Origin of the sequence: Devosia geojensis, assembly GCF_000969415.1 — a bacterium.
GTDB classification, from domain to species: domain Bacteria; phylum Pseudomonadota; class Alphaproteobacteria; order Rhizobiales; family Devosiaceae; genus Devosia; species Devosia geojensis.
The window spans coordinates 1-547 of the sequence record NZ_JZEX01000196.1; the positions used below are offsets into that span (position 1 = coordinate 1).

The following is a 547-nucleotide window of genomic DNA, read 5'->3' on the forward strand; positions in this document are numbered from 1 at the left end:
CAATATCGCCCGCGAGCTCGGCTACGACCCCGGCCCCAGGCTTGAGAATTTAGGCCAGGAAAACAAGCGGCTGTTTGGCGTCCTGATCAATGAAATTTCCTCAGCCTACCCGATCGATCTCATCTACGGGCTACAGAGTTGGGCCATTGGTCAGGGCGTTCAGATCATCATCCAGGTCTCGGATGGCATCCCCGCCCGGGAGCTGGCGGCACTCGACAACTTTGCCCGATTCGGGGTGCAGGGCGTCGTATATGCCAGCAGCTTTTCGGCCATAGCTGAGCCGCCCGAAGCGCTTGGCAGCTTTAGGCACGTGATGCTGAATTGCCGGCGCGAGGACAGCTCCGGCTTTGCCGTGCTGCCGGCAGAACGTCATGGGGGCGCTGTTGCAACGCAGCATCTGGTCGACATCGGCCGTCGGCGCATTGCCACCATAACCGGCGATCCTTGGCAATTTGCCAGCAGGGAGCGACTGGCCGGCTATCGCCGCACGCTCAACAAAGCGGGCCTCAATCTGGGCAAGACCTATGAGGGAGTGAGCGATTGGGGC

1 protein-coding gene is annotated in these 547 nt (G+C 61.1%); it reads left to right on the top strand.

The annotated features are described in order from the left end of the window. Positions 1-547: type 1 periplasmic-binding domain-containing protein (locus VE25_RS20865; RefSeq protein WP_500683374.1), on the top strand; the 547-nt coding region annotated here is incomplete at both ends.